Here is a 23,893-nt window from a genome sequence, read left to right as displayed (position 1 = left end):
GGACGTTTTTGTTGCTGCTTCGTTTCACCGTGGCGCGCGTTGTGCCGGCAGTGCGCTCACGCGCCGCATTGCGCGACCACTTCGTTCACCGCGCGCTGCACGTCGCCGCGCCGGTAGCGCAGCAGCGCGATATCGGCCGGATCGGGTTCGTACGACACGACGTTGCCGCGCCCCGTATAGATCGCCATGTCGGGCAGCAGCGGATGCTCCTGGTCGAGCGACGGCACCTGCTGCGGATTGCCTGCCGCGCGGAAGAAGGCCGCGAAGTAGTCGGCGAAGCTCAGGTTCTCGTCGCCGACGAGATAGGCCTTGCCGGATGCGCCGCGTTGCAGCGCGCCCCAGATCGCTTCCGACAGCGACTGCGTCGAGATGAAGTTGCTGCCGCCGGCCGGCCCGTACACCGGCAGGCCGGCGAGCTTGCCCTGCGCATAGCCCGTGTACGCGACGAACATCTCGTTGCGCAGCCCCGGCACCGACCCGACGACGAACGGCGCATTGACGCTGCACACCGCGAACGACGGCGACGCGAGCGCGCGCACGCGTTCGTCCGCGAGATGGCGCGAGCGCACGTACGGCACCGTGTCGACGAGTGCCGGCGCGACCTGCGGATAGAAGCTGCCGACCAGCACCGCGCGCTTCACGCCCGCGTCGCGCGCGAGCGCGAAGAAGCGCGGTACCGCGTCGACGTTCGCGCGTTCCCAGTGCGCGGCTTCGTCGGTGCCGGGCGGCAGGTGGCGAATGTCGTTGCCTGCCGCGAACACGACCGCGTCGAACGGCGCGAGATCGTCACGCGTGAAGTTGCCGGCCACGTAGTCGCGCAACAGCACGTCGAATTGCGCGAGCGCGCTGCCAGGCGCGGGCGGCTTGCGGGCGGCGAGCGTCACGTCGTTGCCTTGCGCGCGCAGATGCAGCGCGGCGTGGCCGCCGATGAGGCCGGTGCCGCCGATGATCAGGATGTTCATGGTGTCTCCGAGGGCGGCGCAGGCGCGCCGCATGAATTGAACCGACGATTGAACGGATGAAGCCGCACGGAAGTGCGCTCAGAAGTTGAAGCCGTTGCCCGTGACGACCGGCAGGTTGGTCCAGAAACCGTTCGGGTCGCGGTACCAGCCGGCCGCCGCGAGCGCGCCGCCGTCCACGTGCAGCGTCGTGCCGGTGACCCACGCGGCGAGCGGGCTCGCGAGGAACAGCGCGGCGCCCGCGATGTCGCCGGCGGCACCGAAGCGCCCGAGCGGAATCCAGCGCGGGATGTGCGCGCGATGCTCCGCCGCGACCATCGCGCTCACGGGCACCTGCGGCGTCTCGGTGGTCTCCGGCGCGATCTGGTTCACGCGAATGCCGGCCGGGCCGAGTTCGAGCGCGAGGCTTTTCGTGAAACCGGTCAGTGCGGTCTTGAACGACGCATAGACGGTGCAGTTCGGAATCGCGCGGAAGCCCTCGATCGACGACACGCCGACGATGCTGCTGCCGGCGCCGCGCTTGCGCAGCAACGGCAGCATCGCCTGCGTGACGACGAACACCTGGCGCAGGTTCACGTCGAACAGCCGCGCGATGTCGTCGTCGGTATGATCGTCGAACGGTTTCGCGATCTGCAGGAAATCGCCGACGTTGTTGACGAGCACGTCGAGGCCGCCGAAGCGTGCGTCGATCGTCTGCGCGAATGCGTCGACCTCGTCGCGGCGTGTGACGTCCACGACGCCGACGAGCGCGTCGACGCCCGCGGCTTCGAGCGCCTGGCGCACGTCCTGCGCGCGAGCGGGGTCGAGCTCGGCCACCGCGACGCGCGCACCCGCCGCGCCGAATCCTTCCGCGCACGCGCGGCCGATGCCCGCGCCGCCGCCGGTGATCAGTACTGTCTTGCCGGTAAATGAAATCACCACAACACTCCTTCGAACGAAAAAGCCACGAGCCGCATCACAGTGACGAAACGAGTTGCGCGTTTTCGATCCGCAGCTCCGCGCCGTTCACGAAACGCGATTCGTCGGAGGCAAGGAACAGCACGAGATTCGCGACGTCCTGCGGATCGCACATGCGTGCCATCGGATCGCTGCCGATGCCGAGTGCGGTTGGATCGAGATCGGGCATCAGCGCTTGCGTCATCGGCGTCCAGATCCCGTCCGGATGGATCGAGTTGCAGCGGATCCGGTAGCCGCTGCGCTTGCAGTGCACGGCGACGCTGCGCGCGAGCGCCGTCACCGCGCCTTTCGACCCGGTGTACGCGCACATCATCGGCAGCCCGCCGAGCGCGGCGACCGACGACATCATCACGATCGAGCCCGGCGTGTCATTGCCTTTCATCGCGCCGATCGCGTACTTGCAGCCGAGGAAATAGCCGTCTGCGTTGACGCGCAGCACGCGCCGCCAGGTGTCGAGGCTCGTGTCCTCGATCGAGCCGACCGGGCAGATCGCCGCGTTGTTGACGAGTACGTCGAGGCGGCCGAAGCGGTCGAGCGTCGACGCGATCGCGTGCCGCCAGCCGTCCTCGTCGGCGATGTCCTGGCGCACGAACAGCGCGGTATCGCCGATTTCGCGCGCGAGCGCGCGGCCCGCATCCTCGTCGATGTCGGTGAGCACGACGCGCGCGCCCTCGGCGGCCAGCAGCAGCGCATCGGCGCGGCCGACGCCACTCGCCGCGCCGGTGATCAGCGCGACCTTGTTTGCGACTCGATTCATGTTGGGTTCGATTTCCTGCGACGTTGAAAGAAGGCGGGCGCTCATGCGGCGCCCGGCGCGCGGCCGGCCTTGACCGCGTCGAGCGCGGCCGCGCCGTAGATCTGCGCGATCGTGTCGTCGACGCGCGGGTTGGTGCGCAGCTCGTGGCCGCCGTCGACCGCGAAGCTCTGGCCGGTGACCCAGCCCGACTCGGGGCCCGCGAGATAGCGCACCGCGTGCGCGATCGCTTCCGGTTCACCGAGCGTGCCGAGCGGAATCTGTTCGAGGAAGCTGTCGACCAGCGCACGGTCGTCGAACATCGGGGCGGTGGCTTCGGAGCGCGTGAGGCCCGGCCGCACCGCGTTCACGCGAATCTTCGCGCCGGCCAGCTCCTCGGCCGCACCGCGCACCAGCGCCTCGAGCGCGGCCTTCGCGGTGCAGTACGCGGTCAGCCAGCGGAAATTGATCTGCGCGGCGGTCGACGAGATGCAAACGATGGAACCGCCGCCGCTGTCGGCGAGCCGCGGCGCGGCGTGACGGATCGCGGCGAACGCGCTGGACAGGTTCAGGTCGATTTCCGCGCGGAAGCTGTCGGCGTCGTGCATCAGCAGCGGGCGGAACCCGGCGCCGCCGACGGTCGGCACGACGATGTCGAGACGGCCGTCGAGAGCCCATGCGGTATCCAGCGCGGCCTGCAGGTCGGCGTCGTCGCAGGCGTCGCCGGCGTGGATCGCGACGCGGCTGCCGGGCACTGCCTCGGCCAGATGCCGCTGCGTGCGCTCGAGCGCGTCGCGGCGGCGGCCCATCAGCACGACGGCCGCGCCATCGGCGGCGAGCGCGTGCGCGCAGGCCGCGCCGATGCCGCCGGCGCCGCCCGTGACGAGCGCGGTGCGGCCGGCGAGGGGGAGGGGCGAGCGCATCGTTCAGCCCTCCAGCGGCAGGTCTTGCGACCAGTCGACGTGCAGCGTGCGCGCGGCGAAGCGCCACGTGCCGCCGTCGAACACGCAGCGGTCGCGATAGCGCAGCCCCCAGTCGAGCTTGCGCTTCACGCCTTCGCGCACATAGACGTGGCACGCGACGCCGTAGGTCTCGACATCGGCTTCGCCGCCGTCGAGCGTGACGAGCTGGTTGTGCACGTGATGCTGGGTCGTCTCGTAGCGCTCGATCACGCTCATGCCGGCGACGATCGCGTCGCGGTCGTCGAAGCGGAAACCGGGGCCGTTGAGCTGCGCATCGGCGGTGAAGAGGGTGGCGAGGCGCGGCCAGTCGCGCCGATCGACGGCTTGCGCGTAACGGCACGCAAGTTCGTACAGCGCGTGGCGGGGATTCGAATCGGTCATGCGGTACTCCCGTGAGTGAACGGAAAGCGTTTGCCGCGCCGCGAGCGCGGATGCAGCGGCGTTGCGACGTTGACGCGCAGGTTCGCATCGGACCGATCGATGCTCATCATCCATACGGAGCAGGGTAAGGATCGGGGAAAACACCGGGGCCGACGGCGGCGCAACGTCCGATGCTGCGATGCAGCGACGGATGCGCGGCATGCGGCCGACGGTGACGCAGCCCATCGCAACAAGCCGGGTCAGACGGTTTGCGGGTCTTTCAGTCGAACCAATCACGCAGTAATGCTGCAGTGCGGTGCGCCGCATGAAGCGCGATTCGTGTTTGCCCCTAGTCGAAATGGACGATGGCTGGCGGGCCGGCGCTGGCTACCGTGCAGTCATCCGGCGCCGTTGCACGTGGTCAGTCGCCGGATACGAACCGCGATAGCGGCCAACCGGAGGGGACGACGATCATGAGACTGACGACTCGCAAGCTGTGCGTATTGGCGATAGGCACGTTCGCGGCCATGGTGGTGGCGCGATATGGTGCCGAGCAGGTCCCGTCGCCGCCGTATGCGGCCGGCATCCTGCAATGCCGCTCGGTCGACTCGAACGGCTTGCCGACGGGTTGCGTACCGATCGATCCGTCGCACTTCGGCTTCGCCGCGCTGCGCGGCATGTGACGCTGGCGCGGCCGTGCGCCGCGCCGATTCGATGTCGCCCGGAAGCCGTCGCGATGCGGCGGCGTCCTCGCGGACAGGCCGGGTGGAGCACCGCGATACATGCGCCGCGGGTCGCCCATCCGGTTTCCCGTCGTCGTTCGAGTTTCCGCCCACGACACCCGGCGCGGCTCGCATGCGCGCTCTCGAGCGCTCGCATCGACAACGCGCCGACGTCCGTGTCGGGCTGACTGCCCGGCGGTGCTTCGCCTCGACCACCGCCTTTCACCCATTCCCTTCACGCAGAACCATTACGCGATGCCATCCGACTATTCCCTGACTCGCCCCCTGAACGTCCGCGACGTGCGTCGCTGGGACGCCGAACACGACGTCGTGATCGTCGGTTTCGGCGCGGCCGGCGCGTGCGCGGCGATCGAAGCCGCGAGCGCCGGCGCCGACACGCTGATCGTCGAGCGCGCGTCGAGCTACGGCGGCACGAGCGCGCTGTCCGGCGGCGAGATCTACCTCGGCGGCAGTGGCGGCACGCCTGCGCAGCGGCAGGCCGGCTTCAGCGACGATACCGAGGATCTGTACCGCTACCTGATGCTCGCGGGCGGCCGAGACGCGGACGAGGCGAAGGTGCGTCTCTACGCAAACGAGAGCCTCGCGCATCACGACTGGCTCGTCGCGCAGGGCCTCACGTACAAGAACACGTTCATCGCCGAGCGGATCGTCGAACCGGAAACGGACGATTGCCTGATCTGGTCCGGCAGCGAGGAGGCCTGGCCGTTCAGCGAGGCCGCGAAGCCGTGCCCGCGCGGGCACACACCGCAATGGCCGGGCTGGGGCGGCGGGCAGATGCTGATGCGCGTGCTGGCCGGGCGCGTGCAGGCGCTCGGCGTGTCGACACGCTACGACACGCGCGCCCTGGCGCTGATCGTCGACGATGCCGGCGCGGTGCGCGGCGTCGTGCTGCGCGCGTACGGCGAGACGGCATGCGTGCGGGCGCGCCGCGCGGTGATCCTGTGCGCGGGCGGCTTCGCGATGAACCGCGACATGGTGCGCCGGCACGCGCCGCAGTTGCTGCGCTCGGACGAACCGATCGGCAGCCCGGGCGACGACGGCTCGGGCATCCTGCTCGGCCAGAGCGCGGGCGGGGCCGCGATCCACATGGACCAGGGTTTCGTCAGCCTGCCGTTCTACGCGCCCGAATCGCTGATCCGCGGGATCTTCGTGAACGCGCGCGGCCAGCGCTTCATCAACGAGGACGGCTATCACGGCCGCACCGGCCATCACGCGTTCCACCAGGCCGACGACCGGATCTATCTGCTGGTCGACCAGGCGACCTACCAGGAGCCGCCCGCGATCGCGCGGATCGGCATCGCGGCGGCGGGCGAGACATGGGAGGAAGTCGAACGCGACCTGCAGATGCCGGCCGGCACCCTGACGGCGACCGTCGACGTCTACAACCGCCACGCGGCCGAAGGCGTCGATCCGTTGTTCCACAAGGCGGAGAAGTGGCTGACGCCGCTGATCGAGCCGCCGTTCGTCGCGCTCGATTGCCGGATCGACTACGCGTTCTATCCGCATTTCACGCTGGGCGGGCTCGACACGCTGCCGACCGGGCAGGTGCTCGACGCCATGCGCGTGCCGGTGGCGGGCCTCTATGCGGCCGGCCGCACGAGCTGCGGGCTGCCGCGCTGGGGCGCCGGGTACAGTTCGGGGCTGTCGCTGGCCGATGCGACGTTCTTCGGCCGGCAGGCCGGCCGTCATGCCGCGCGTTCGGCGAGCGAGGCGGAGCGCCGCGCCGCGTAGCGTCGCCTGAACAGGAAAGCACGACGCCCCGGGCAACCGTGTTGCACCGGGGCGTCGTCGTTTCAGGCGGACGTCGGTGGAGCGTCGACAGGCCGTCAGCCGAGATCGAGCGCGTTCGTCAGGTCGCCCGGCGGCGTCGCGCCGCGCGACGCGAACGCCTTGTCGCGCGCGGCGACGCCGTCGAGCGGCGCGAGCCCGTGCACGCGGCTGATGAAGCGCAGGATCGAGTTCGTGTCGTACATCGTGTGGTCGACGTAACCCTTCTTCGCGAACGGCGAGATCACGAGCGCGGGAATCCGTGAGCCGGGGCCCCAGCGATCGCCGACCGGCGGCGCGACGTGATCCCACCAGCCGCCGTTCTCGTCGTGCGTCATCACGATCACGGTGTTCGCCCACTGCGGGCCGCGCCGGATGCGTTCGATCACGTTCGCGATGTGGCGATCGCCGGATTCGACGTCCGCATAGCCCGCGTGCATGTTCAGGTTGCCTTGCGGCTTGTAGAACGCGACGGCCGGCAGGCGGCCCGCGTCGATGTCGGCGATGAAGCGGTTGGTCGACGGCTCGTCGCCGAGGCCCGCGTCGCGCAGGTGCTTGCGGCGCGCGTCGGTGCCGGGCGCATAGTTCGCGAAGTAGTTGAACGGCTGATGGTGATACTGGAAATCCGGCACCGTGCCCGTGTCGCGGTGCTCGAGCGCGTATTGCCACGCGCCGCTGTACCACGCCCAGTCGACGTTCTTCTCCGACAGGCGGTCGCCGATCGTCGCATGGGCTTGCGGCGGGATCACGCGATGGTCGGCCGGATCCGCGTATGCCGCGTTGCCCGGATCGGCCGGCGGCACGTAGCTCGGCTGGTACGGCGGCGCCATCGTGTTGACGCCGTAGCCGTCGGGCGTCAGCGGGCCGTCGACCGCGAACTTCGGCGGGCCCTCGAGCGCGGATGCCGGCGAATCGGCGGCGAGCGTCAGCCGTGTGCCGGCCGGATCGTCGCCGTCGACCTTCGACAGCAGCTTCGCCGCGTGCGGATGGCGGTGTGCATCCGGATAGATCGGCGGCTGCGCGGAAATCAGGAACATGTGGTTCAGCCACGAACCGCCGAAGGCCGCCATGAAGAAGTTGTCGCACAGCGTGTATTGCCGTGCGAGATTCCACAGCCGCAGCGTGTCGGCCGAATTGCGGTAATGGCCCATCACGAGGCCGCCCGAATCGGCCCATGCGGCAAACTGGTTGTTGCGGCCGCCCGCGATCTGCATCTGGTTCTGGTAGAAGCGGTGCCACAGGTCGCGCGTGATTACGCCATTGGGCAGCGGCTTGCCCTGCGCGTCGGCGATCCGGAACGGCGCGTTCGGCAGCTTGTCGATGTCGCGCTCGGCGATCGCGTAGCGCTTGCCGTCCACTTCCTGCGCCTGCGGCACGAGTCCGCCCCAGATTTTCGGCAGCACCGGCAACGGCGTCTTGCCGTCGCGATCGAGCTGCTGCGCATGCTCGGGCCGCACCTCGCTCAGCGGGTAGCGCACACCGGGGAAGTCGCCATACAGGTTCGCGAAGCTGCGGTTTTCCGCATAGATCACGACGATGTGGCGCACCTGCCGGCGCAGCGCCTCGTCGAGCCGCAGGTCGGCGGCGGTGCGCGGCGCGGCGCCCGGCGTGGTCTCGCAGCCGCCGAGCGCGACGCCGGCGCCGAGCGCGGCGAGGCCGCCGAGCATGCGGCGGCGGTCGGGATCAACGGGAAGGTCGTCGGGGCGATCGGGGGTGTCGTTCACGTCGTGAGCTCCTCGGATGGGCGGTTGTCGTTCGATGCGCGGCGGCGTCACGCGGCCTGCCGCGACGCGGGACGGGACGCAACGGCCGGCGTCGCGCCCGGGCGGGGCGATGCCGGCTGTCACGGAAATGTCATGAACGCGACTATAACGTGGCCGCCCGCCTCGATGAAAGCTGTTTGTCGGACAATGCGCGACGCTTGCGCGCGAACTAGACTTGAATCACGGGCGGCGCGTTGCCGTGCGTCGTCCGCGCGAACGGCGCGTGGCGCGCCTTCGCGGTGTCATTCATGCGACGAAACGAGGCGAAGATGACGCGGATGCGTTCCGTATGCGCGTGGCTGCCGATGCCGCGTGCCGGCCCGGCGCGCGGGCACGCATAAGCGCGCGGCGGCGTGACCGGCCGGCCCGATGCCATGGACAGGAAATTCGACTACGCAGGATTGCTGATCGCGGCGGGCTTCTTCGTGCTGTTCGCCGCGCAGTTGCTGATGCTGCGTCCGACGTCGACGCTGATCGCGTACAGCGATTTCCATCGGCTCGTCGCCGCGCGGCTCGTCGACGATCTCGAGATCGGATCGACGACGATCACGGGCACGCTGACGATGCCGCAGGCCGGCGCGATGCTGCCGGCGTCCGAAGTCGCGGCCCTGAAGTCGGAGGGCACGCCGCCGCGCTTCGCCACCAACCGCGTGACCGACCCGCAGTTGATCGACGCGCTGACCGCCGCCGGCATCCGCTTCCACGGCGCGTCCGACACCGGCTGGATCGCGTCGCTCGCGTCGTGGCTGGTGCCGCTCGTCGCGTTCGTGTTCATCTGGAACCTGATGCTGCGCAAGCGCGGCGGGCTGCAGGATTTCACCGGGATGGGCAAGAGCCGCGCACGCGTCTACGTGCAGCAGGAAACCGGCATCACGTTCGACGACATCGCGGGCATCGACGAAGCGAAGGCCGAGCTGCAGCAGCTCGTCGCGTTCCTGCGCGATCCGGATCGCTACCAGCGGCTCGGCGGCAAGATTCCGAAGGGCGTGCTGGTTGTCGGCGCGCCCGGCACCGGCAAGACGTTGCTCGCGCGCGCGGTGGCGGGCGAGGCGGCCGTGCCGTTCTTCTCGATCAGCGGCTCGGCGTTCGTCGAGATGTTCGTCGGCGTCGGCGCGGCGCGCGTGCGCGACCTGTTCGAGCAGGCGCAGCAGAAGGCGCCGTGCATCGTGTTCGTCGACGAGCTCGATGCGCTCGGCAAGGTGCGCGGGGTCGGCCCGATGTCGGGTAACGACGAGCGCGAGCAGACGCTCAATCAGTTGCTCGTCGAGATGGACGGCTTCCAGGCCGGCTCCGGCGTGATCATCATGGCCGCGACCAACCGGCCGGAGATTCTCGATCCGGCACTGCTGCGCCCGGGCCGCTTCGACCGTCACATCGCGATCGACCGGCCCGACGTGAACGGCCGCCGCCAGATCCTCGGCGTGCACGTGAAGCACGTGAAGCTCGCGGCCGACGTCGACCTCGGCGAACTCGCGTCGCGCACGCCGGGCTTCGTCGGCGCCGATCTCGCGAACGTCGTCAACGAGGCCGCGCTGCATGCGGCGGAGCTCGGCAAGCCGGCGATCGGGATGGACGACTTCGACGAGGCGATCGATCGCGCGCTGACGGGCCTCGAGCGCAAGAGCCGCGTGATGAACGCGCAGGAGAAGCTGACGATCGCCTATCACGAAGCCGGCCATGCGCTCGTCGCGGAAAGCCGCGCGCATTGCGATCCGGTAAAGAAGGTGTCGATCATTCCGCGCGGCGTGGCCGCGCTCGGCTATACGCAGCAGGTGCCGACCGAGGATCGCTACGTCCTGCGCCGCAGCGAGCTGCTCGATCGGATCGACGCGCTGCTCGGCGGGCGTGTCGCGGAAGAACTCGTATTCGGCGACGTGTCGACGGGCGCGCAGAACGATCTCGAGCGCGCGACCGCAATGGCGCGCCACATGGTCATGCAGTACGGGATGAGCGAGCGGATCGGGCTGGTGAGCTTCGACGACGGCGATGCGCGCACCGGCATGCCGGGCGCATGGCATTCGGGCGAGGGGCGCTGCAGCGAGCACACCGCACGGATGATCGACGACGAGGTGCATACGCTGCTGACCGATGCGCATGCGCGCGTCGCGTCGACGCTCGGAGAACGTCGCGATGCGCTCGAGCGGATCGCACGACGGCTTCTTGCGTGCGAGGTGCTCGAACGCGATGCGTTGCAGGCGCTGATCGACGGGCGCGAGGCGCCTGGCGCCGTGCCGTCCACGACCGATCCCGGGCCTTGCGCGGGCGCGAATGCGCCGGAGCAGGCGTCGGCGATCGAGCGCGATTTCGTCGCATACGGGCCGCCGCGCGAACCCGAACGCTGAAGCGCGAGCCTGTCGCCGGCAGGACGCGGCGCGTCAGGACTCGGTCGCGGCGGCGACTTCCGCCGCTTCGGCGAGCGCGTCGAGAAAGCGCGTGCGCCACCAGTGCACGTCGGTCTTGCGCACGATCGCCATCAGCGCGTCGTGGCGCTGGCGGCGTTCGTCGAGCGGCATCGTGAGCGCGCGCTGGATCGCCTGCGCGGTGCCTTGCGTGTCGTACGGATTGACGAGCAGCGCGGGCTTCAACTGCTCGGCCGCGCCCGCGAAACGCGACAGCACGAGCACGCCCGGATCGGCCTCGTCCTGCGCGGCGAGAAACTCCTTCGCGACCAGGTTCATGCCATCGCGCAGCGGCGTGACGAGCGCGACGCGGCTCGCGCGGTAGAGGCCCGGCAAGCGCTTGCGCGCGACCGTGCGGTGGATGTAGCGCATCGGCATCCACTCGAGTTCGCCGTAATCGCCGTTGATCGCGCCGCACAGGCTGTCCATCTCGCGCCGCAGGTCGTCGTACGCGCCGAGATCCTCGCGGCTTGGTGCGGCGATCTGGATCAGCGTCGCGCGGTCGCGGTTCTCCGGATATTGTTCGAGCAACTGACGGAACGCGTGCACGCGCTGCGGCAGCCCCTTCGTGTAGTCGAGCCGGTCGACGCCGACGAGCAACTGGCGACGCGAATACTCGTCGCGCATCCGCTCGAACATGTCGATGCCGTCGCGGTTCTCCGCGAGCGCCGCGAATTCGTCGACGTTGATGCCGATCGGGAACGCACCGGCCGACAGCGTGCGGCCGAACGCGTGCAGGCGGCCGTCCGGTAGCCGCGCGGCGCCGGCTTCCGCCTCGACGTAGTGCTCGAAGTGAAGGAGATCCGATTCGGTCTGGAAGCCGACGAGATCGTAGGCGAACAGCGAGCGCATCAGCCACTCGTGCTCCGGGATCGCGGCCATGATCGGCGGCGGCGGCATCGGAATGTGCAGGAAGAAGCCGATAGGATTCCTGCAGCCCATCGCACGCAGTTCGGCGGCGAGCGGAATCAGCTGGTAATCGTGGACCCAGACGACGTCGTCGGGGCGCAGCAGCGTGCTCAGCTTGCGCGCGAACAACTGGTTCACACGCCGGTAGCCGTCCGCGAAGCGGCGGTCGAACTGCGCGAGATCGAGGCGGTAGTGGAACACCGGCCACAGCACGTTGTTCGAGTAGCCGAGGTAATACGCGTCGTAATCCTGCGGATCGAGATCGATCGTCGCGAGCTGGATGCCGCCGACGTTCTGGATCTGCACGTCGTCGCCGTGCGCGGGGCGTTCGCCGTCGCCGCGCAGCCTGCCGCTCCACCCGAACCAGACGCCGCCCGATTCCTGCAGGCTGTCTTTCACGGCCACGGCAAGCCCGCCTGCCGCGGCTTTACGGGGATCTGCAATGCGATTGGATACGACGACGAGTCGGCTCACCAGCTCTCCTGCGAATGGTTGGGGAAGGTTCGTGCGGCCAGGGCGCGAGGCGGACGCCGCCATCGACGCGTGGCGCGATGGGGCCGCGATACGAGCGGACGGGAATCAGGGAACGCGATTCGCCGTTCGAACGTGGAGTGCTTTTTTTAGGATACTCGTCATTCGCATGATTTAAAAGTGCATGACCGCGATCGACGAATTCGCAGGCGGTTCAACACTTGCCGTTTCGCGTGCAGGGCGGGCGGGACCGGAAATTGCGCGGCAGCGTGTGCAACGGGAGGCGGCGATCCTGGAGAAAGGGGATCGTGGACGGACGCGCCCGATCGTGCTCCGTGTCGATCGAAATTGCTTCGATCGATCGCGATGTGCGTGGTCGACGCGGCGAGGATGCGTGCCGCGGACACATGGAGCGTGCCGCGCGACGCCTGGCGTTTCAGGTTCGCACGAGCGCGACGACCGTCGCACGCAGGCGGTGGCGATGCGCAGCCGGGCCGTGTTCCGTGCGACGCGTTACGCGTGACACGCGTGACACGTTATGCGGCAGCAGCCTGCCAGTGCGACGCGCTGTCGTCTGCTTGCGCGCGCGCGTGTGCCGACGCTGCATGTTCGCCGGCCGGCATCCGGAACGCGGACACCGTCTCCGACAGATCGCGGCCCTGCGCCTCGAGCGATTTCGACGCGGCCGCGGCCTGTTCGACGAGTGCCGCGTTCTGCTGCGTCGTCTCGTCCATCTGCGTGATCGTCAGGTTCACCTGGTCGATGCCGCGGCTCTGTTCAGCCGATGCGGCCGCGATTTCACCCATGATGTCGGTGACGCGCGCGACGGCTCGCGTCACGTCCGACATCGTCTTGCCGGCTTCGCCCGCGAGCGCCGAGCCGTCCTGGATCGTCTGTACCGATGCCGAGATCAGCTCCTTGATTTCCTTCGCAGCGGTGGACGAACGTTGCGCGAGGCTGCGCACCTCGCTCGCGACGACCGCGAAGCCGCGGCCCTGTTCGCCCGCGCGTGCCGCCTCGACTGCCGCGTTCAGCGCGAGGATGTTGGTCTGGAATGCGATGCTTTCGATGATCCCGGTGATGTCCGCAATTTTCGACGAGCTGTTGCCGATCTCCGTCATCGTATCGACCACGCGGCCGACCACCGCGCTGCCGCGCAGCGCGACGTCCGACGCGTTCGCGGCGAGCGTGCTCGCCTGCTGCGCGTTCTCCGCGTTCAGGCGCACCGTCGACGTGAATTGCTCCATCGTCGCGGCGGTCTCCTGCAGCGATGCGGCCTGTTCCTCGGTGCGCTGGCTCAGGTCGAGATTGCCCGATGCGATCTCGCCTACCGCATGCGCGATGCTGTTCGACGAATCGCGCACGCGACCGACGATGTCGATCAGCCGCGCATTCATCGTGCGCAGCGCGTCGAGCAGGTCGCGCGTCTCGTCGTTGCCGCTCACGCTGATACGGCTGCCGAGATCGCCATTGGCCACCGTGCGCGCGACGTCGACTGCCGCGACGATCGGTGTGGTGATCCTGCGCGTCAGCCACAGGCCGCCGCCAACCGCCACCGCGATCGCGATTGCGCAGATGGCCAGCAGCAAGTTGCGCTCGATCGCGTAGCGATCCGAGAACGCCTGCGCGATCGCGACTTCACGCTCGTGCGTATAGGTTGCGTACGCATCGGTTGCGCGAACCAGTTGCGCAAGCAACGGACGGCAGCGATTGTCGATATCGGCGGTCGCCTCGTCCTTCTTGCCGGCCTGCGCGAGCCCGACGATATTCAGCGCGACGGGCCCGTAGCTCGCTTCGACGCGCACGATCTCGGCGACCAGTTCGCGCGCGCGGTCGGTCGTGTCGGTCGCATTCACCATCATGTCCTTCAGCTTCGCGAGGCGGTCCTGCACGTCCTTGTGCGCCTGCTGCACTTCGGCCAGTTCGAGCTGGATGTCGGACGGCGTGGTCACGAGCACCAGATTGCGCGCGGCGATCGCGCGCCGGTCGACCGCCGTACGGATTTGCGCGGACAGGTTTGCGCGCGCATTGACGCCGTTCATGTACCGGGAAAACTCGTCGTTCGTATCGGACAGCGCTTTCAGCGCCATGCCCGACACGACCACGACGACCACGGCGAGCAAACCGAAGCCGCCAAGCAGTTTTGCTTTGATCGTTATTCTGGCGATTTTCACGATGTGCCTCTGTGCGAGTGGTTGGCGATGGAGATTTGTTGTTCGACCGCGTGCAGGCCCGTGCCGTCATTAACGGGAATGCCGGATATTTCTTTACCCATCGAAAACCCTGATATTTATTTTATTTCGCTTGGAACCCTCGCCGGCTGGGCTTTCTCGATCCGGATCAAGGCTCGGGAATCATCAATGATCGTCGCGTTCATACGCGGACATAAAAATCGACTTTTTACCGAAAGTTAATACGTTCTGGTCGGTTTCTCAAATCGCCAGATTGGTATGTTCCTTGATTTACGGGTGAATCGCGCATTTACGTTCGGACGCTCGGGAACGCCCGATTTGGCCCTGTAAAAGAGGCTAAGAATGTGCGCCCGTTCGACCCGGCCCGCGGCCGGCGCCGCGGGCCGTCCGGCGATCAGAACGTCGTGCGCAGGCCGGCCATCATGCTGCGGCCGCCTTGCGGTGCGAAGCCGCGCACGACCGAGGTCGCATAGCGGATCTCCTGGTTCGTCAGGTTGTCGCCGCGCAGGTACGCGAGCCAGTGCGTCGCGCCGACACGGAACTTGTACGTGAGCATCACGCCGAGCGACGTGTAGCCGTCGGTCGGAACGTCGTTGTCGGGCACGCGGTGCTGCGACCACGCGTGCGTGACCTGTGCGCGCGCACCGAACGGGCCGTAGCCATAGTCGGCCGCGAGCGTCGCGCGCAGCGGCGCGATGCGCGGCAGCGGCTGGCCGGTGTCGACGTTGCGTGCATGCGTGTAGTCGGCGGTCAGTTCCAGGTCGACCGTGTGACCGCGCCGCGAGAATGCGCGCCACTTGCCATCGAGTTCGACGCCGTAGAACTCGGCGCGCACGCCGCGATAGATGGCTTCGTCGAGCGTATCGCCGGCGCCGGGCGCGACCGGTTCGCCGTCGTCGTTCACGATGCGGCCCGTGTTGTACTCAGTCAGGTAGTTGGAAAAGCGGTTGTAGAACACGCCGACGCTGCCGCGGTTCGGGCCGCTCGCATAGCGTAGCGACAGGTCGGTCGACACGGCCTTTTCCTTCGACGCGTTCGGGTTGCCGATCAGGAACTGGCCGGTCGCGTCGTGCGGGCCGTTCGAGTACAACTCGTAGAAGGTCGGCGCGCGTTCCGTGTACGCGACGTTCGCCGTGACCGACCACACGGGCGTCAGCGAGAACAGCGCGCCGGCCGATACGCTGCCGGCATTGAAGTCGCGCGGCTGCGCGACCGCGAATTTCTCGATACCGGCCGGATCGGGATCGATCTTCACGTGCTCGAAGCGCCCGCCGAGGCTCAGCTTCAGCGCGGGGACGACCTGCCATTCCTCGAGACCGAATAGCGCGACGCTGTTCGTTCGCGTGGACGGCACGAGCATTTCGTCGCCGAGCGCCGAGAACGTGTTCTGGCCGAACTGAACACCGATCGCGCCTTCGAACGGGCCGATCCTGCGATGCCGCGCCTCGATGCGCGCCTCGTAGCCGCGGTTGCGGAAGGTGGTGGCCGTCTCGCCGTTGTCGACTTCCTTGTGGCGATAGTCGGTGTACGCGAAGTCGAACTTCAGCGTCGTGAACGGGCCGCTCAGGTTGCGCACCTCGGACGCGAGCGCGAGGCGCTCCTGGCGCATCCGCAAGCGCACGTCGTCCTCGGCGACGGAGCCGTAGTTCGACTCGTAGCCGCTGTACGACAGGCCCGCGAAGCCATCGGCCCACGTGTACGACGCGCCGAGCGCGCCGCCATGCACGCGGCCGTCGCTGTTCGGCACGTTGCCGTACGGTTGCGGCGTGTCGGGGCCGTCGATCGCCCGTTGCTGGCTGCTGCGCGCGTAGCCGGGAATCCGCAGCCTGCTCGTTTCCCGGTCGAATGCGTCGACATGGAACGCAAAGCGGCCGTTGCCGCCTTCGACCTGCGCGGCGCCCGCGCGCACCGAATTGGCGCCACCGTAGCGCGCGTCGAGCGCGCCCGTCACGCCTTCGATCGCCTCTCGCGGAATCCGGTTGTCGATCGTGTTGACGACCCCGCCGACCGCGTTGCCGCCGTACAGCAGCGCGGCCGGCCCGCGCACGATCTCGACGCGCTCGATCGACAGCGGATCCTGCGGCACCGCGTGGTCGTACGACAGCGACGACGCGTCGTAGGCGGCGACGCCGTTCTGCAGCAGGCGGATCCGGTCGCCGTCCATCCCGCGGATGATCGGGCGGCCGACCATCGGCCCGTAGGTGGTGGTCGATACGCCGGGCAGGCCGTCGAGCGTTTCGCCGAGCGAATCGGCCTGGCGGCGCGTCAGCGCGTCGCCGGACAGTTGCACGGTCGGCGAGATCAGCTCGGTGTCGCCGAGCGGGTTCGCGGTCACGAAAATCGGCGCGAGCGGCGTGGTGTGCGTCGGCGTCGACGAGGCGGGCGTATCGGCCTGTGCGTGCGCGACGGCGGCGAACAACATCAGCGAAACGGGCGGTAGCGGGCGAAGCGGTAGAAGAGGGAGGTCGCGCATGGTCGGTGAATCGGTTGGAATGGGTTGGAATCGGATCGGGAAACGAGACATGCGGGTCATCACTTGATACGATATATTGTTGCGTCTGCGACGCGCAGTGACCCGTTTGGATATGACTCGGCGTAACCCGGCCACCCGGGCGGAACGGTTTCAGATGGACGAGTTCGCAAAATGATATGTTATATCATTACAAATTCCAAGCGAAACGGCGGTAGCCCACAGGGTCTCCGACAACCTGCCGAAATGGCCGAGAACGCAGCGGCGGGACGTTCAGACCGGCACCGGCACCGGCGGCGCGAGCGACCATGTCTCGCGATGAATGCGCCGCCGGCGCGCACGATTTCTGCCCCGTTGATGCGCATCAATGCGTTCCGGTTTCGAGCCCGGATACTGGCGCGGTCATCGACCAGACAGGAGCGACGCATGACTCAAACCATGAAAGCGGCGGTGGTGCACGCGTTCGGCGAACCGTTGCGCATCGAGGAAGTGCCGATCCCGACGCCGGGCCCTGGCCAGATCCTCGTCAACATCAAGGCGACGGGTGTCTGCCATACGGACCTGCACGCAGCCGACGGCGACTGGCCCGTGAAGCCGACGCTGCCGTTCATTCCCGGACACGAAGGCGTGGGCGTCGTCGCGGCGGTCGGCGCGGGCGTCACGCACGTGCGCGAGGGCGACCGCGTCGGCGTGCCGTGGCTCTACACGGCGTGCGGCCACTGCGAGTACTGCCACACCGGCTGGGAAACCCTTTGCCACGGGCAGCAGAACACCGGCTATTCGGTGAACGGCAGCTACGCGGAATACGTGCTGGCCGATCCCGACTACGTCGGCCATCTGCCCGCGCAGGTCGCGTTCGACGAGATCGCGCCGATCCTGTGCGCGGGCGTAACCGTCTACAAGGGGATTCGCGTCACCGACACGCGTCCGGGCCAATGGATCGCGATTTCGGGTATCGGCGGGCTCGGCCACGTGGCCGTGCAATACGCGCGCGCGATGGGCCTGCACGTCGCGGCGATCGACGTGTCTCCGGCCAAGCTCGAACTCGCTCGCCAGCTTGGCGCACAACTGACGATCGATGCGTCGACCGACGATCCGGCGAAGGTCATCCAGAAGGAGATCGGCGGGGCGCATGGCGTGCTGGTCACGGCCGTGTCGCGCAGTGCGTTCGCGCAGGCGCTCGGGATGGTGCGGCGTGGCGGCACGGTGGCGCTCAACGGCTTGCCGCCCGGCGATTTCCCGTTGCCGATCTTCTCGACCGTGCTGAACGGCATCACGGTGCGCGGCTCGATCGTCGGCACGCGTCGCGATCTGCAGGAATCACTCGATTTCGCGGCGGACGGGCTGGTGCGCGCGCATATCCATCGTGACCGGCTCGGCAACATCAACGAGATATTCGCGCGGCTGCGCGAAGGGAAGGTCGACGGCCGCATCGTGCTGACCGACATGCATTGACGCGCATGCGGGCACGCTGCCGCGACGCGAGGGGCGTCGCGGCAGCGCTGCGCTCACGCGTGCATCACGGCGCGAAGAACACGTCGGTGCGGTTCGTCAGGTTGCCCGCGTTGGTCTGGACGAAGAACGGATGGAACGACGACGACGGCAGCACGTCGAGCCCCTGGTAATCGCCGATGAAGAAGCCTTCCGCGTTCGGCGCGAGCTTCATGTCGAACGGGCCGCCGACGCGCCGCTCGTCGGCGAACGTGGTGCCGCCGTCGTGCGAGATCTTGCGCCAGAACCCGGTCGGCAGCGTCGTCGTGTTGCCGGCCTGCAGGTCGCGGAAGTCGTAGTAGGTGACCATCACCGAGCCGGCATTGTCGACGCGCACCGACGGATTGAACGCGGCACGCCCGGTTGGCGTGTTCACTTGCAGCGGCGCGCTCCAGCTCGCGCCGCCGTCCTTCGACGTCGACAGCGCGATCTCGTCGTAGTTGCCGCCGTTGAAGCGGCTGTCCTGCCAGACGACGTACAGTTGCCCCGATGCCGGATCGATCGCGGGCTCCGGAATGATGTCGCCGGTGCGTACCGGTTCGCCGGTGTTCGGATCGGTCACGCCGACCGTCTGCAGCCCGGCGATCACCTGCGGCTTCGTCCAGGTCGCGCCGTCGTCGGTCGACTTGATGAACGCGACCTTGCCGGCCGCCTTGCTGAACGGCGGCTGGATCAGGTCGAAGAAGTCGTAGAGCGTACCGGTCTTCGGGTCGACGACGATCTGGTTGCCGATCGTCTGCTGACGCGACGGCACGTTGACGATGACCTTCGCTCTGCTCCACGTCTTGCCGCCGTCGACCGTCTTCGAGAAGAATGTCGGCCCGCGATATGCCTGCGTGTGCAGGTTCGCGTACGGGTTGCCGTTCGGCAGTTCGAGGCGGTCCCACACCGCGTAGGCCGTGCCGGCCTTCACCGGGTTCGCCGTGACCGATTCCTTGTCGTTGAAGAACTGTGTCGTCGGTTCGTCGTTCGCGATCAGCACGGCCGGGCTGCTCCACGTCTGTCCGCCGTCGGTCGACACCGAGGCCGCGACCGCATTGCCGTTGTTCGACTGGTTGAACGAGATCGATACCGAATACGCGGTGCCGTCGGGCCCGAACGACACCCACGGATCTGACGCGCGCTCGTACTTGAGCCCGCCCGGCGCGCAGGCGCTGAACGGTTGCGGCGTGCGCGCCCAGGTCGCACCGCCGTCGAACGTGTAGCCGGCGACGAGCCCGTGGGCGCCGCCGTTCGACCAGCGATCCTGCTGCCACACGCCGATCATGTTGGTCGGGTTCGCCGGATTGACCGAGAGCCATGGTTCGACCTCGGCGTTCACGTAGTTCGTGCCGGGGCCGCCGATGGTGCAGGCGGCGAACGGGCTCGGGCCGGACACGACCACGGGGTCGGCATGCGCGGCCGCGGCGGCGGCCATCGCCATTCCCATCGTGGCGGACAGGCGGGTGAGGCGGGTGACAAGCGAGTGGGATACCATCGTGTGTCGCATGGACTGCTCCTCGTTCACGTGCGGCGGCGATGTCGGGGCGCAGCGGCACGTCGCGCACCGGTACGCGGCGGCAATGGATGCCGTGCCACGCGTCGGATCGTGTCGTTCAGGAGGCCGCTTCAGTCATCGCAATCCGCGTGTGCTGGATGCCGCCAGCACGTCGGTCAAGACACCTCTTCGTTTTCATTGCTTGTCGAGTGCGCCCAAGGATGCGCACGCGACGGGAAGGCCAGTCCGTGCATATGACGAATGCGTCGAAGTGGATAGCAATGTAGGCGATCGGTATGCGGCGCGGGAGGCAATTTTTTGTAACAGGACGTAGCCGGAAAGCGTTGCCGAAGCGGTGCATCCGGAACGCAAAATTTGCCGCCGGAAAGTTCGGAAACCGAATCGAAAGCGCGAATCGGAATCGCTATCGATTACGCGGCATCGTGCCGATGCGGCGCACCGCCGGCGCCGTTCAGCGTTCGGTCGGAAAGCGGTCCTGCAATGCGTGCAGCCAGCGCGCGACGACGTCGAGTTCGGCGTCGGAAAACCCGTCACACAGCTTGCCGTTCAGCTCGCGCAGCGCCACGCGCGCACGCTTGAGCGCCGCTTGTCCTTCGTCGGTCAGGAACAGGCGCGTTGCACGCCCGTCGTCCGAATCGGCGTGACGCGCGAGCAGGCCGGCCTTCGCCATCCGGTCGGCGAGCCCCGTCATCGCGGACGGCGCCAGTTGCAGCGCCGCGCCGACTTCGCCGATCAGCGCGCCGTCCTGCCTCGCGAGGCAGAACAGCACGCCGGCCTGCGCGGCGCTGGCGCGCGCATCGGTCTCGGCCTTGCGATCGACCCAGCGCTGCACGCGCCGCTGGCCGATGGTCAACAGGAAAAACAGTCGTCGGTCTTCGCTCAAGCTCGGTTCCCGGCTGCAATGGAAAGGGACGGGCGACCCGCCGCGCGCGGCGCGTCGAGTGCCTGCGCGAGCCAGTCTGCGACCGCTGGCCACAGCACGGTGCCTGGCCGGCTGCGGAAGAAACCCATGTGTCCGACCGGTCCGCTTCCCGCGGCGTTCGGATCGATCTGGCGGCGTTCGACGGCCGCCCGGGTCAGGTAGCTTACCAGCAGGTCGATCGCGGGCGGGTTCGCCCACGGATCGTCGTCAAAGCCGAGCGCGAGAATCGGCAACTGCTGCTTCGAGAAGCGCTCGGCTGCCCCGAGCGTCGGATCGTCGAAGAAGTAGCGCGGCAACGTGGTCCAGCGGCTCCACTCGCGGAACACGCCGGCGGGGAGGTCCTCGCCGAGCCCGAGACGCTTGCCCGGCACGTAGCCGAGCAGCGCGGACGCGAGCGGGCCGAGCACGCGCAGGATCAGCCGCACCTTCAGCCGCTCGGCCGCGCGGGAAATCAGCCGCGTGCTGCCCGCGTGCGCGGCGACGAGCACGGCCGCGCGCAGGTGCGCGGTGCCGGCCGACAGCCCGATCGCGTGACCGCCGACGCTATGCCCGACCGCCAGCAGCGGCAACCCTGCGTACGCGTTACGCGCCCACGCGATCGCGGCGCCCACATCGAGCTCGACCCAGTCGCGCATGCGAGCCTGCAGCGCGCTCAGCCGCGCGGGCCGCGACGCACCGATGCCGCGATAGTTGTAGGTCAGCGCCGCGAAGCCGCGTTCGGTCAGGAAGCGCGCGAAGCCCGCGTACAGCCGCTCCGGCACGGCGGTAGCCGGATGGATCAACACCAGCGCGCGCGGCAGCGTGTCCGGCAACCACAGCGTGCCGCGCAGCGTATAGCCGTCGGCGGCGCAAAACTCCACGGGGTCTGACGTCATGGCCATCCTCATTCGGGTAGTTATTTCGTATGCGAAATATAGTGCGTGGTTTATTTCGTGCACGAAATATCTATCGAGGAATCATTCGAACGGTGTTGCGCGAAGCGTGGCGGCCGGCGGCGCTTCGTGGCGACTCATCCATAAAACATTTGCATCTTTGCATAGAAGAATATTGCGTTTGTCTCATGAAGCGGATCGCCGTATCTTCATCGGTTTCATCCGTCCGCCGGCCGTCGCGGCAAGCGGACCCAAGGGCGACGCCGTCGCGCGGCCGTCCGCCAACCATCGGGGAGATCACGTTGTTGAGCCGAATCGTCACGGCGCTGCTGCTCGCGCTCGCCGCGCAGCCGGGCATCGCCAAAGACACTGTCACGCTGCGCGTCGGTGAACAGAATTACTTCAACATCCAGGCGTCGATGGAGGCGTCCGGCGTGCTGAAGGACTTGCCTTACACGATCGAGTGGAAGCACTTCCAGGCCGCCGCGCCCGTTGCCGAAAGCCTGAACGGCAATGCGATCGACATCGGCTTCCTCGGCGATTCCGCGCTGCTCACGCTGGCCGCGCGCGGCGCGCCGGTGAAAGTGATCGCGGTGTCGCGGCAGAGCCTCGACGGCGTCGCGATCCTCGTGCCGAAGAACTCGCCGGTGCGCACCGTCGCCGACCTGCAGGGCAAGACCGTGGCCGTCTGGCGCGGCGCATGGAGCCAGCAGCTCGTGCTGCGCGCGCTCGAACACGCTGGCCTGCGCGCGGATTCCGTCAAGTACGCTTACCTGATGCCGATCGATGCGACCAACGCGCTCGCGAACGGCTCGGTCGACGCCGTGTCGCTGTGGGAGCCGTTCGTCAGCACGCTCGCGCTGCGGCAAGGCGCGCGGCCGGTGACGACCGCGCAGGGCCTGATGCCCGCGCTGAGCTTCGTCGCGGCGAACGAGCAGGCGGCTACGGCCAGGCGCGCGGAGATCACCGATTTCCTGAAACGCGTGGTGGCCGCACGCCAGTGGGTCGACAGTCATCCGCGCGAGTATGCCGACCTGTGGGCGAAGCGCGCGAAGCTCGAGCCGGACGTCGCGTACCGCTGGCTCGACAACGCGCACCAGCGCGTGGGCCCCGTCGACGACACGGCCGCGAAGGATGCGCAGAACACGGCCGACTTCCTGCACAAGGCCGGCGTGATTCCGGCCGCCTACGACACGGCGAAGCTGCTCGACCGGTCGTATGCGGGCGCATTCGCGGCGCCCGCGCAAAAGACGGCCGCCGCGCAGTGACCGTGCCGCCACGCCCGCCCGTTCCGATCCACCATCAGAAGGACAACCCGACATGCCCGTCGACATCATCGGCATGATCACCGCGACGCCCGGCGCGGAGGTCGACGTACCGGGCGGCGCCGCCGTTCAGCCCGACTACGTGCGGCGCTTCGCGCAGGCGCACGAAGCCGCCGGCTTCGACCAGATCCTGGTCGGCCATTTCAGCAACGCGGCGGATGGTTTCATCGTCGCGTCGTTCGCGGCCGCCGCGACCGAACGCATCCGCATCCTGCTCGCGCACCGGCCGGGCGTGATCGTGCCGTCGGCGGCCGCGCGGCAGATCGCCACGCTCGACGTGTTCAGCGGCGGCCGGCTCGCGCTGAACGTCGTGTCGGGCGGCGACGATGCCGATCTGCAGCGCGACGGCGATTTCGTGCCGCACGACGCACGCTATCGTCGCACCGGCGAATATCTCGACGTGCTGAAACGCATCTGGCTCGCCGACGCGCCGGTCGATCACGACGGCGCGTTCTATCGGCTGCGCGGTGCGTCGCCGGTCGTGAAGGGCGCGCAGCGCCCGCACGTGCCGATCTATTTCGGCGGTTCGTCGCCGGCCGCGCTGGCGGTGGCCGGGCAACACGCGGACGTCTACATGACGTGGGGCGAGCCGCTCGCCGCGGTGCGCGAGCAGATCGCGCGCGTGCGGGCCGCCGCGGCGCCGTTCGGACGCGCGCCGCGCATCAGCGTGTCGTTCCGGCCGATCGTCGCGAGCACCGAAGCCGCCGCGTGGGAAAAAGCCGAGCGGATCCGTGCGCGCGTGCGCGCGGCGCGGCTCGCGAACGGCCAGCCGATCGACGGTCACGCACCGCAGAATGCGGGCTCGCAACGGTTGATGGCCGCGGCCGCGCAGGGCGACGTGCTCGACGAGCGGTTGTGGATGGGCGTCGCGAACCTGACCGGCGCGCGCTGGAATTCGACCGCGCTCGTCGGCACGCCGGAACAGGTTGCGCGGGCGCTCGGCGCGTATTACCGGCTCGGCGTGTCGACGTTCCTGATTCGCGGTTTCGATCCGCTCGACGATGCGCTGGCCTATGGGCGCGATCTGATTCCGGCGATTCACGCGCATGTCGCGGAACTCGACCGGTATCACGAGGCGGTGACGGCGTAGGCGGCGAAGG

Annotated in this window: 18 protein-coding genes; 6 read left to right on the top strand and 12 right to left on the bottom strand. The window is 68.3% G+C overall.

What is annotated here, in order from left to right; all coding sequences use genetic code 11:
- Positions 1–56 precede the first annotated feature (56 nt).
- The 5 genes from DIE08_RS02035 to DIE08_RS02015 all read right to left on the bottom strand — a co-directional run bounded on the left by DIE08_RS02035 (position 57) and on the right by DIE08_RS02015 (position 3,992).
- Positions 57–962, bottom strand: a complete 906-nt coding sequence (locus DIE08_RS02035; RefSeq protein WP_124900868.1) for an NAD-dependent epimerase/dehydratase family protein — start codon at positions 960–962, stop codon at positions 57–59.
- Positions 963–1,040: 78 nt separating this feature from the next.
- On the bottom strand, positions 1,041–1,874 hold the full coding sequence (locus tag DIE08_RS02030; RefSeq protein WP_221622452.1) for an SDR family NAD(P)-dependent oxidoreductase: 834 nt from the start codon (positions 1,872–1,874) through the stop codon (positions 1,041–1,043).
- 40 nt (positions 1,875–1,914) lie between these two features.
- Complete coding sequence (locus DIE08_RS02025; protein ID WP_124900867.1) at positions 1,915–2,673, bottom strand: SDR family oxidoreductase; 759 nt, start codon at positions 2,671–2,673, stop codon at positions 1,915–1,917.
- 41 nt (positions 2,674–2,714) lie between these two features.
- Positions 2,715–3,572, bottom strand: coding sequence for an SDR family NAD(P)-dependent oxidoreductase (locus tag DIE08_RS02020; RefSeq protein ID WP_124900866.1), 858 nt, complete (start codon positions 3,570–3,572; stop codon positions 2,715–2,717).
- 3 nt (positions 3,573–3,575) lie between these two features.
- Positions 3,576–3,992, bottom strand: coding sequence for a nuclear transport factor 2 family protein (locus tag DIE08_RS02015; RefSeq protein ID WP_124900865.1), 417 nt, complete (start codon positions 3,990–3,992; stop codon positions 3,576–3,578).
- 452 nt (positions 3,993–4,444) lie between these two features.
- On the opposite strand from DIE08_RS02015, the gene DIE08_RS02010 reads away from it, so the two are divergent.
- Both DIE08_RS02010 and DIE08_RS02005 read left to right on the top strand, forming a co-directional pair.
- Positions 4,445–4,654 carry a hypothetical protein gene (locus DIE08_RS02010; protein WP_059600595.1) on the top strand — a complete coding sequence of 70 codons (210 nt, stop codon included), beginning with the start codon at positions 4,445–4,447 and terminating at the stop codon, positions 4,652–4,654.
- 294 nt (positions 4,655–4,948) lie between these two features.
- A complete protein-coding gene (locus tag DIE08_RS02005; protein ID WP_124900864.1) occupies positions 4,949–6,445 on the top strand; it encodes an FAD-dependent oxidoreductase in 1,497 nt (498 codons plus the stop codon).
- Positions 6,446–6,540: 95 nt separating this feature from the next.
- Here the strand turns inward: DIE08_RS02005 and DIE08_RS02000 are convergent, their stop codons facing one another.
- Positions 6,541–8,205 (bottom strand): acid phosphatase, encoded by a 1,665-nt coding sequence (locus tag DIE08_RS02000; protein WP_124900863.1) that lies wholly within the window; start codon positions 8,203–8,205, stop codon positions 6,541–6,543.
- 413 nt (positions 8,206–8,618) lie between these two features.
- Here DIE08_RS02000 and ftsH point away from each other — a divergent pair, with 413 nt between their 5' ends.
- The gene (gene ftsH / locus DIE08_RS01995; RefSeq protein WP_124900862.1) at positions 8,619–10,586 is read left to right on the top strand and encodes an ATP-dependent zinc metalloprotease FtsH; all 1,968 of its coding nucleotides are present in this window, start codon (positions 8,619–8,621) and stop codon (positions 10,584–10,586) included.
- A 33-nt stretch (positions 10,587–10,619) separates the two neighbouring features.
- Here ftsH and otsA read toward each other — a convergent pair whose 3' ends face one another.
- From otsA to DIE08_RS01980, 3 genes are all read right to left on the bottom strand, one after another.
- The gene (gene otsA, locus DIE08_RS01990; RefSeq protein ID WP_124622739.1) at positions 10,620–12,026 is read right to left on the bottom strand and encodes an alpha,alpha-trehalose-phosphate synthase (UDP-forming); all 1,407 of its coding nucleotides are present in this window, start codon (positions 12,024–12,026) and stop codon (positions 10,620–10,622) included.
- 533 nt (positions 12,027–12,559) lie between these two features.
- On the bottom strand, positions 12,560–14,197 hold the full coding sequence (locus tag DIE08_RS01985) for a methyl-accepting chemotaxis protein (RefSeq protein ID WP_124900861.1): 1,638 nt from the start codon (positions 14,195–14,197) through the stop codon (positions 12,560–12,562).
- A gap of 412 nt (positions 14,198–14,609) precedes the next feature.
- The gene (locus tag DIE08_RS01980; protein WP_124900860.1) at positions 14,610–16,637 is read right to left on the bottom strand and encodes a TonB-dependent receptor; all 2,028 of its coding nucleotides are present in this window, start codon (positions 16,635–16,637) and stop codon (positions 14,610–14,612) included.
- Between the two features lie 474 nt (positions 16,638–17,111).
- Between DIE08_RS01980 and adhP the strand changes: the two genes are divergently transcribed.
- The gene (gene adhP, locus DIE08_RS01975; RefSeq protein WP_124900859.1) at positions 17,112–18,140 is read left to right on the top strand and encodes an alcohol dehydrogenase AdhP; all 1,029 of its coding nucleotides are present in this window, start codon (positions 17,112–17,114) and stop codon (positions 18,138–18,140) included.
- Between the two features lie 64 nt (positions 18,141–18,204).
- Here the strand turns inward: adhP and DIE08_RS01970 are convergent, their stop codons facing one another.
- The 3 genes from DIE08_RS01970 to DIE08_RS01955 all read right to left on the bottom strand — a co-directional run bounded on the left by DIE08_RS01970 (position 18,205) and on the right by DIE08_RS01955 (position 21,471).
- Positions 18,205–19,665, bottom strand: coding sequence for a sialidase family protein (locus DIE08_RS01970; RefSeq protein WP_124622733.1), 1,461 nt, complete (start codon positions 19,663–19,665; stop codon positions 18,205–18,207).
- A gap of 460 nt (positions 19,666–20,125) precedes the next feature.
- Entirely contained in the window at positions 20,126–20,557 is a 432-nt protein-coding gene (locus DIE08_RS01960; protein WP_124622729.1) for a MarR family winged helix-turn-helix transcriptional regulator, read from the bottom strand.
- Positions 20,554–21,471 (bottom strand): serine aminopeptidase domain-containing protein, encoded by a 918-nt coding sequence (locus tag DIE08_RS01955; RefSeq protein WP_124900857.1) that lies wholly within the window; start codon positions 21,469–21,471, stop codon positions 20,554–20,556. The genes DIE08_RS01960 and DIE08_RS01955 overlap by 4 nt, the downstream gene beginning before the upstream one ends.
- A gap of 299 nt (positions 21,472–21,770) precedes the next feature.
- Here DIE08_RS01955 and DIE08_RS01950 point away from each other — a divergent pair, with 299 nt between their 5' ends.
- Positions 21,771–22,736 (top strand): ABC transporter substrate-binding protein, encoded by a 966-nt coding sequence (locus DIE08_RS01950; RefSeq protein WP_124622725.1) that lies wholly within the window; start codon positions 21,771–21,773, stop codon positions 22,734–22,736.
- Positions 22,737–22,788: 52 nt separating this feature from the next.
- On the top strand, positions 22,789–23,883 hold the full coding sequence (locus DIE08_RS01945; protein WP_124622723.1) for an LLM class flavin-dependent oxidoreductase: 1,095 nt from the start codon (positions 22,789–22,791) through the stop codon (positions 23,881–23,883).
- Positions 23,884–23,893: the final 10 nt, after the last annotated feature.

It is taken from the genome of Burkholderia sp. Bp9004, from assembly GCF_003858025.1.
GTDB lineage: Bacteria > Pseudomonadota > Gammaproteobacteria > Burkholderiales > Burkholderiaceae > Burkholderia > Burkholderia diffusa.
This window is presented reverse-complemented; position numbering and strand designations above follow the sequence as displayed.

Coding starts and splice junctions, on each gene's coding strand:
- DIE08_RS02035 (WP_124900868.1), bottom strand. CDS start 962: ATGAACATCCTGATCATCGGCGGCACCGGCCTCATCGGCGGCCACGCC.
- adhP (WP_124900859.1), top strand. CDS start 17,112: ATGACTCAAACCATGAAAGCGGCGGTGGTGCACGCGTTCGGCGAACCG.
- DIE08_RS02025 (WP_124900867.1), bottom strand. CDS start 2,673: ATGAATCGAGTCGCAAACAAGGTCGCGCTGATCACCGGCGCGGCGAGT.
- DIE08_RS02020 (WP_124900866.1), bottom strand. CDS start 3,572: ATGCGCTCGCCCCTCCCCCTCGCCGGCCGCACCGCGCTCGTCACGGGC.
- ftsH (WP_124900862.1), top strand. CDS start 8,619: ATGGACAGGAAATTCGACTACGCAGGATTGCTGATCGCGGCGGGCTTC.
- DIE08_RS01970 (WP_124622733.1), bottom strand. CDS start 19,665: ATGCGACACACGATGGTATCCCACTCGCTTGTCACCCGCCTCACCCGC.
- DIE08_RS01945 (WP_124622723.1), top strand. CDS start 22,789: ATGCCCGTCGACATCATCGGCATGATCACCGCGACGCCCGGCGCGGAG.
- DIE08_RS01955 (WP_124900857.1), bottom strand. CDS start 21,471: ATGACGTCAGACCCCGTGGAGTTTTGCGCCGCCGACGGCTATACGCTG.
- DIE08_RS02015 (WP_124900865.1), bottom strand. CDS start 3,992: ATGACCGATTCGAATCCCCGCCACGCGCTGTACGAACTTGCGTGCCGT.
- DIE08_RS02005 (WP_124900864.1), top strand. CDS start 4,949: ATGCCATCCGACTATTCCCTGACTCGCCCCCTGAACGTCCGCGACGTG.
- DIE08_RS02010 (WP_059600595.1), top strand. CDS start 4,445: ATGAGACTGACGACTCGCAAGCTGTGCGTATTGGCGATAGGCACGTTC.
- DIE08_RS01980 (WP_124900860.1), bottom strand. CDS start 16,637: ATGTTGTTCGCCGCCGTCGCGCACGCACAGGCCGATACGCCCGCCTCG.